An 8,158-nucleotide genomic window follows, 5' to 3' on the forward strand; every position below is an offset into this window, starting at 1 on the left:
TCTGCTTTTGTCAATATAAGACTAAAAAAAATATGTTTTTCTTGCAAAAAGCACCGCCAGTTTTCCCTGGCGATGCTCCTGCAAATAATTACTCATCTTTTTTCTCATTCACATCTATGACTTTACTCTTATCTCCCACAAAGAAAATATCATCCATTTTCCAGATGATCTCTATTCTTCCGCCGCCATAGACATACACTTTATCAATAATCTTGTACAGCACGTTTTTATCAAAAGACTGTAATGCTGCAATATCATTCAGCTCTGCCTGTTTCGCTCCTGCTTCCTCAATCTTTTTCCGGGCTTCTTCAATTTCATTTTCAATCTCCGGAATACACTGATCAATTTCAGCAATGCGTTTTGTTGTTATCTCCAGCTCTGAGATATACTGGTCTTTCGTAAGACTTCCCATTCTGTAATCAGAATATAATTTCATCTTTCTGGATGACAGACGCTTCTTTTCGCTCGCCAGAGTAGAGAGCTTTTCTTCCTGAATAGATGTTTCCAGCCACACTTTTTTCTTCTTTTCCAGATTATCTGATATAAACCGAACCATGTTTCTGGCACAGGCTAAAACCGTTTCCTCCAATTCCACTTTGTCCATCTTGCTGTTGGAACACTCTGGAAGTCCGGTCATGTGTGCTTGTGGACAGCGATACGATTTACCAGATCCCGTTAAGTCCAACCGTCTACCACATGATGGACACATCAAAATTGCATGACTTTTTTTCTTTGGTTTGTATGGACGTTTTTCTTTTGAAAATGCCATCTCATTCGCCTTTGCAAATAATTCCTCTGACACGATTGGTTCATGTGTTCCTTCTACAATAATCCAATCCTCTCTGTCATTTTTGGCAAGTTTGGTACTTCCAGTTACTGCAACTCTTTTTTTACTCCACACAGTTTTTCCCAGATAGACCTCATTTTTTAACATGTCTGAAATGGTTGTCTGCGACCATAGCTTTTTTTCTTTCTCTATCTTACGAAGATCCGCAAACTTTTCCTGCACACCGTCTTTTATAATATCTTTCAGGTAAATGACGCCTAAAACGATATGGTTCTTGGCCACCACCAGAGGTGTTCCTCCTTTGGATGAAATCTCTTTCACAATATGATCACACTCCGGAGAATAAATTTCTCCGCCTTTTACCACGTAATCTTTAATTGCATCTGCAGCTCCTTTTCGGATTTCTGTCCCTGCAAAATTCACACCGCTCATCCGGGTCACTGCGGTAAATGGGACAAATTCCATATTTTTATCAGAAAGACTTCTTTCCCGGATTCCAAACTTTTCTTTTGCCAAAACTACAACACTTCTTCCTTCCGGCGTTTCATCTGCCAGGGAAGACAGTTGTGCTGCATCCGCCAGTTCCTTTTCCGAAGCTCCATCTACCGGAATAAAGGCATCTGCACGACGGTTTCCCAGAGTAATCGTTCCTGTCTTATCCCGCATCAGAATATCTACATCACCTGCCGCTTCAATGGCTCTTCCACTCATTGCCAGCACATTAGCCTGGTTCAGACGGCTCATACCTGCAATGCCGATTGCAGAAAGCAGCGCACCAATGGTTGTCGGTGCCAGGCAGACCAGCAATGCAACAAGGGTCGTAATGGATGTAGGATTCGGTATTCCTGCCTGCTCTGCAGAGAACATAGAGTATGTATAAAGGGACATGGTTACCATAATAAATACGATGGACAATGCAACAAGAAAAATCTGCAATGCAATCTCATTCGGTGTCTTCTTACGATTTGCTCCTTCTACCATGGCAATCATCTTGTCCATAAAGGTTTCCCCTGCTTCACTGGTAATTCTCACAACAATCCAGTCAGACAGCACAGTGGTTCCGCCTGTTACGGCACTCCTGTCTCCGCCACTCTCACGAATTACCGGTGCAGACTCACCGGTAATTGCACTTTCATCCACAGATGCAGCACCATCCACAACTTCTCCATCACCTGGAATCTGTTCCCCTGCCTTTACCAGAACCAAATCTCCTTTTTTAAGGCTTGTGGACGGAATAACTGTAATCCTTTCTTTCTGATCCGGTGACGGGATCTTATGGGCATCTACGTCTTTCTTTGCTTTTCTCAAAGAATCTGCCTGTGCCTTACCTCTTCCTTCTGCAATCGCTTCTGCAAAATTTGCAAACAATACCGTAAACCACAGGATCACTGCAACCGCACAGGTATAGCCGGTCGGTGCATCTCCAATTCCGAAAATCGGAGAAATAAGCCAGAGTCCGGTAGTCATGATTGCCGACAGGTAAACCAGAAGCATGACCGGATTGCCTGCCTGCGTTTTCGGTTTTAACTTAATAAATAAATCTTTGATTGCCCTCATCATCATTTTTTTATCAGAGAGGGCAGTTTTTTGTTTTTCTGCCATTTTTGATTCCTCCATATGATCAAATCATTCGATTATTCCTGATTTTTATCCAACAAACTCTGCAATCGGTCCCAATGCCAGTGCCGGGAAGAAACTCAAAGCACCAATCAGCAGCACGATCACGATCAGCAGGAATACAAACATTCCATTACTGGTAGATAAGGTTCCTGCTGTAACTGCCAGTTTCTTTTTCTGTACCATGCTTCCTGCGATTGCAAGGATTCCTGTAATTGGGAGGAATCTTGCCAGGAGCATTGCACCACCAAGAGTAAGATTCAAAAATGGAGTATCTGCGCCAAAACCGGCAAATGCAGAACCATTGTTTCCTCCGGCTGATGAATATGCATACAGCATTTCAGAAAAACCATGTGCCCCGGAGTTATTCAGGCTTTCTGCAACGGATGGAACCGCTGCTGCTATTCCACTGAATACCAATATGGCGATTGGTGTGGCAAGGCATACCAGGACTGCCCATTTCATTTCATAAGGCTCAATCTTCTTTCCCAGGTATTCCGGTGTTCTTCCGACCATCAATCCTGCAATAAATACAGTTAATATTGCAAATCCAAGCATACCGTAAAGTCCACACCCTACGCCTCCGAATACTACTTCACCAAGCTGCATCAGAAGCATTGTGATCATACCGCCAAGAGGCGTATAGCTGTCATGCATAGAGTTTACGGAACCATTGGATGCTGCCGTCGTCCATGTTGCCCATGTGACAGAGGAACCGATACCGAATCTTGCTTCTTTTCCTTCCATATTTCCACCAGCCTGTCCGTCAGTGGAAGTATCTACATATTCATTTTCTGTAAGGACCGTAGATGCGGACTGCTCATTCACTGCTACTACAGACATTGCCGCAATTAACATCAGAAACATCGCCATAAAAACTGCAATTCCCTGCTTTTTGTCTTTTACGTCACGGCCAAATGAAAAGCATAATGACGCAGGTATCAGAAGCAAAAACAGCATCTCAAGTAAATTGCTGAACCAATTCGGATTTTCCAGCGGATGTGCAGAGTTTACACCATAATATCCACCGCCATTGGTACCCAGCTGTTTAATAGCAATCTGACTTGCCGCAAAACCGAGAGGAACGATTTCCTCTGTAACAACTTCCGCATCCTCTACAACCTCTCCATCTACCGTTACGGTATCTCCGTTTATTCTGGCATCCTCCAGATAGTTGCCATCAGCATCAAAAGCAACCGGCTCCATCAATTCTACAGTTTCTGCAGCTTTCCATGTCTGTGGAACACCCTGAGAAGCAATCATAAGTGCACCTGCCAGAGAAAGCGGCATTAAAACATACAGGGTGGATCTTGTCAGGTCTGTCCAGAAATTTCCCACGCCTTTTCCTTTTACTCTGGTAAAACCACGGATCAGAGCATATAAAACTGCAATACCAGTAGCCGGTGTCACAAAATTCTGAACCGTCAGCCCCAGAGCCTGAGACAGATAGCTGAGCTGTGATTCTCCACTGTATGCCTGCCAGTTTGTATTTGTCACAAAACTGATGGCAGTATTCAGTGACAGATCCCAACTCATTCCCTCTATATGCTGGGGATTAAATGGGAGGAATTTCTGGAACACCTGTAAAAGAAACAGTACCAGAAGTCCAAATCCGGAAAATGCCAGTACACTTACCAGATACTTTTTCCATGACATATCTTCTTCCGGGTCAATATTTTTTCTTTAAACAATTTTTCTTCCTCCTTCCGTGAGAGGTAATGTAAAGATAAACTCTGCTCCCTTTCTATCCGTCCGGTTCCGCCCGATGATCGTTCCGCCATGGGCATTTACCACCGTCTCACAGATCGTAAGCCCCAGCCCGATTCCTCTTTTCACATCAACTGAACGAGTCTTGGAAGTGTAAAATATTTTAAATAGATTGGAAACGTCTGCTTCAGCAATTCCCTCTCCTTCGTCCCGGACAGAAACCAGTAGTTCATCTTCTGTGTAACTGGCAGAAACAGTAATGGCTTCCTGCGGTCTTGTGTGTTTCACTGCATTGTCCAACAGATTGGTAATTACCTGCTCAATCAGCTTTGCATCCATCGGCACTAGCCGGAACTCTTCCGGTATCTCTACCTGTATCTCCCGCTCCGGAAAGCTCCGTTCCACATGAGCAACTGCACAGCCAATCACCTCTTCGATTGCTTCCATTTCTTTTTGTATCACAATTTTACCATCCTGCAGCCTGGTCAGGCTTAATATATTTTCCACTAATGATTTCAGCCAGTCTGCGTCCTGATAAATACCTTGAAGCAGTTCCTGACGTCTGTCTTCTTTGTCAGTCATATCCATCAGCATTTCCGATGTCCCCATGATACCCGACAGTGGTGTCCTGAGATCATGAGAGATTGCACGCAAAAGATTCGCACGTTCTCTCTCGTTCCATGCTTTCTCTGTCACGAACTCTTTCTATCGTTACTTCAATCCGATCCATTGCCATGGAAACATTCTCCATAATAGAATGCAGTAACTTTTTCTTTTCCTGCAGATGTTCTTCATTTACGGTTTTATCAATTTTAACAACTGCCAGCAAATGCTCCCGTCCGTTGACCGGGTACCCATAAGTGTCCTCTTCTTCCAGATATTCGGTTCGAAGATTTGTATATCTCTTCCGAATCTCATCTGCATCCGGCACGCTTCTGTGAATCTGCTCTTTTCCGGACTGCTGGATGAAGATCGGTTCAGACTGCCTTCCAACATAAATGCATCCGACATTTACCTGAAGCAGATGACTAATACTTTCTGCTGCAATTCTGAGAACAGCTTCCATATCCGCCGCATCAGACAACTTACTGGAAAGCATATATAAGATCTGGCTTTCTTTCCCTCTTTCATTTGCTTCTTCCGTTAAAAGCTTTTCTTTTGTTGTCAGGGCACTTGTAAGAATGGAAGTTGTCAGCATAATGGAAAAAGTAATCAGATACCCGGGATCATTTACTGCAAGCGTATGATAGGGTTCCGTAAAAAAATAATTGTAACATAGGAGTGAAACTACTGCAGATAAAATCCCATACTGATATCCTGATGTAAATCTCGCAACCAGAAGAACAGCCAGAAGATACATCACAACAATATTCGTTTCTGGAAATCCAAGCCCTGTAAAAATCTTCCCAAGTACGGTGGCTGCAAATACGATAACCACCAATTTCAACAGGCTCTGCAGGATTTCTTTCTTTTTCATCATCATGATCGTCTCTTTATTATCATATTAATCCCGTTAAGTATAGCACTCGCAGTCTGTTTTTCCAATCCCATGAAACATGGCATTCTGTTTCTGCTCAAATAATGATTAACATTTGGAATCAATGCCGCTGGATCTAATATCAGTAGTCATATAATTTCTTATAATTCACAAAATCTTCACATAATTATTAGCACTCTCTATTGACGAGTGCTAATTCATATGTTATATTACGCATAGAACAAAGGAAGAGGAAATGATTTCTCTTCCTGATATTCATAAATCAACACTTCGGGTTTCTCCGATAGTGCAAACTTTAGTTTATGTCATGAAAGGAGATATGACTTATGTTAATGCCTAATATTTTTGGAGAAAGTTTATTTGATGATTTTATGGATGATTTTGCTTTTCCGGACATCGATAAAAAATTGTATGGGAAACATGCTCCCCATATCATGAAGACCGATGTAAAGGAAAAAGACAACACTTACGAAGTGGCCATTGATCTTCCGGGATTTAAGAAAGATGAGATTCAGATCCAGCTTGAAAACGGTTATGTAACGGTAAGTGCCGCAAAAGGTCTTGATAAAGATGAAAAGGATAAGGAAGGAAAATATATCCGCCGAGAGCGTTATGCCGGAAATGTAAGCAGGAGCTTTTATGTAGGAAATAATGTTCAGAGAGAAGACATCCATCCGAAATTTGAAAATGGTATTCTTTCCTTTACTGTTCCAAAAGAGCAGAAGACAGTAGAAAACAACTCCCATTATATTGCCATTGAAGGTTAATCTCAAACGGGCAGGGAATAAAACCCCTGCCTGTTTTAAAAGCTAAACACAATTGGGAAAGAGGTTTTTGATATGAGTAAAACGACATCAAAAGTATTATGGATTTTAGCCGGAATCTTTCTGATTATAACCGGGATTGGATGTTTGAGGAATCCCGGAGAAATTCTTTATGGTCTTCCCATTATCTTTGGAGTTGCCATGATGTTTTCCGGCATTATAGATATAGTGATATTTGCAGCCGGTCATGATTATATGGCAGGATCTGGCTGGTTTCTTGCTGACGGCATTCTGACCGTACTGATGTCTTTATTCATTTTGGGAAATGGATGGTTTACAGCAATGACAATCTCCTTTATTTTAGGAATGTGGCTGATTTTTTCAGGTATCACCAAACTGGTTAATTCCTTTGACCTTCAAAAACTGGGAGTAAGAGGCTGGGGCTGGTTTACGGTACTTGGAATCCTGCTGACTGTGATTGGTTTTCTGTCTTTCACACATCCATTTGCAAGTATTGCAGCTATGGCCTGGGTAATCGGATTTTTCCTGATCCTTCAGGGAATTGTATCCGTTATGCGTGGATGCTTTTCCAACCGTTTCTGGTTATAAAAATATAACAAAAACTAACATTGCCAAAGAGGAAAAAGGCACCTCTTCATATAGATTCGGCTGCATACAAAATTGTGTGCAGCCTATTTTAATGAATACCTAATTCTGAAAAAAATCTTTTACTCTCTACGGATAATCTTATCCTACAACAATTTTTTCTTTTTAAAATAAATGAGTTCCAGAATAATTGTAATTACTGCAATTGCAATCACTGCAACATATCCGTATTTCCACTGCAGCTCAGGCATATTTACAAAATTCATCCCATACCAGCCGGTCAAAAGTGTAAGTGGCAGGAATAAGGTTGTCACAACTGTCAATATACACATAATTTTATTCTGTTGTGCATCCTGCTGAGATTGATACAGTTCACGTAACTGCAGTATATTTTCTCTAAGCAAATGCACATGGTTATGCAGTCGTTCTGTCCTGAGTGCATAACGATTCCACGATTCTGTATTATGGATAATAGTCAGTCCATCTTGAGACTGTAATAGATCACCAATCATAGCCAGCTGTTCATAATATGCATCCAGCTCAGATAGTTTCTGTCGATACTTTGTAAGAACCGTAAAGAAATTATCTGGAACACTTTTTATGAGCTGATCTTCCATCTTTTCAATTTCTTTTTCCAAATGTAATAAATATAGAAGATCATTTTCAATCATCAGTTCCATCATCTTAAGAAGAAACTGATCCGGCGATTTCAGCTCCTGAAACTCTTCTTCCTTTTTCTCTATCCAGTGTTTCAATTTCCCACTGTCCTCAATTAAAAAAAGTTCTTTATCTGTCAGGTAAAATCCACAAACAACATGTGGTGTACGTATTTCATTTTTTTCCGGTACTCGCAAGGTTCCCAGAATACAATCCCGAAACACTTCTGCTTTACAGTATCGGATTGATCTGATACTGCGTAATAATTCGTTATCATGCGGAAAAACTTTCTTCAACTCACGAAATTCATCTTCCCGTAAGATCGTAAGGAAATGTATATTCATCATAGAATCACTCATACTCCTTCCCATTATTCTGCTCTTGAAAATCAGAATACTCTTTCTTTTTATGAAATGTAAATACGAAATGGCAGGCACTGTTACATATAATCCCTATCGCCATTATTGAAATAGCTCATGCTGTTTTTGCATTATTCACAAAGTTTCTTTATATATCAATAAG

The 8,158-nt window shown here is 41.2% G+C and carries 6 protein-coding genes and 1 pseudogene; 2 read left to right on the top strand and 5 right to left on the bottom strand.

Annotation, left to right across the window (positions count from 1 at the left end):
• Window positions 1–88: 88 nt before the first annotated feature.
• The 4 genes and pseudogenes from kdpB to RDS42_RS09640 all read right to left on the bottom strand — a co-directional run bounded on the left by kdpB (window position 89) and on the right by RDS42_RS09640 (window position 5,594).
• On the bottom strand, window positions 89–2,389 hold the full coding sequence (kdpB, locus tag RDS42_RS09625) for a potassium-transporting ATPase subunit KdpB (protein ID WP_308783476.1): 2,301 nt from the start codon (window positions 2,387–2,389) through the stop codon (window positions 89–91).
• Between the two features lie 45 nt (window positions 2,390–2,434).
• Window positions 2,435–4,078, bottom strand: a pseudogene (gene kdpA / locus RDS42_RS09630) (potassium-transporting ATPase subunit KdpA); the annotation flags it as partial.
• 9 nt (window positions 4,079–4,087) lie between these two features.
• Window positions 4,088–4,807, bottom strand: coding sequence for an ATP-binding protein (locus tag RDS42_RS09635; RefSeq protein ID WP_308783477.1), 720 nt, complete (start codon window positions 4,805–4,807; stop codon window positions 4,088–4,090).
• On the bottom strand, window positions 4,746–5,594 hold the full coding sequence (locus RDS42_RS09640; protein ID WP_022066665.1) for a DUF4118 domain-containing protein: 849 nt from the start codon (window positions 5,592–5,594) through the stop codon (window positions 4,746–4,748). Before RDS42_RS09640 ends, RDS42_RS09635 begins: the two co-directional genes overlap by 62 nt.
• Window positions 5,595–5,935: 341 nt before the next feature.
• Here RDS42_RS09640 and RDS42_RS09645 point away from each other — a divergent pair, with 341 nt between their 5' ends.
• Window positions 5,936–6,376, top strand: a complete 441-nt coding sequence (locus tag RDS42_RS09645; RefSeq protein WP_022066663.1) for an Hsp20/alpha crystallin family protein — start codon at window positions 5,936–5,938, stop codon at window positions 6,374–6,376.
• A 72-nt stretch (window positions 6,377–6,448) separates the two neighbouring features.
• Window positions 6,449–6,982, top strand: a complete 534-nt coding sequence (locus RDS42_RS09650; RefSeq protein ID WP_022066662.1) for an HdeD family acid-resistance protein — start codon at window positions 6,449–6,451, stop codon at window positions 6,980–6,982.
• A 143-nt stretch (window positions 6,983–7,125) separates the two neighbouring features.
• Here RDS42_RS09650 and RDS42_RS09655 read toward each other — a convergent pair whose 3' ends face one another.
• Window positions 7,126–7,995 carry a CorA family divalent cation transporter gene (locus RDS42_RS09655; protein ID WP_243873697.1) on the bottom strand — a complete coding sequence of 290 codons (870 nt, stop codon included), beginning with the start codon at window positions 7,993–7,995 and terminating at the stop codon, window positions 7,126–7,128.
• Between the last annotated feature and the right edge of the window lie 163 nt (window positions 7,996–8,158).

The organism is uncultured Blautia sp. (assembly GCF_902497045.1).
In the GTDB taxonomy this organism is placed as follows: Bacteria; Bacillota; Clostridia; order Lachnospirales; family Lachnospiraceae; genus Blautia_A.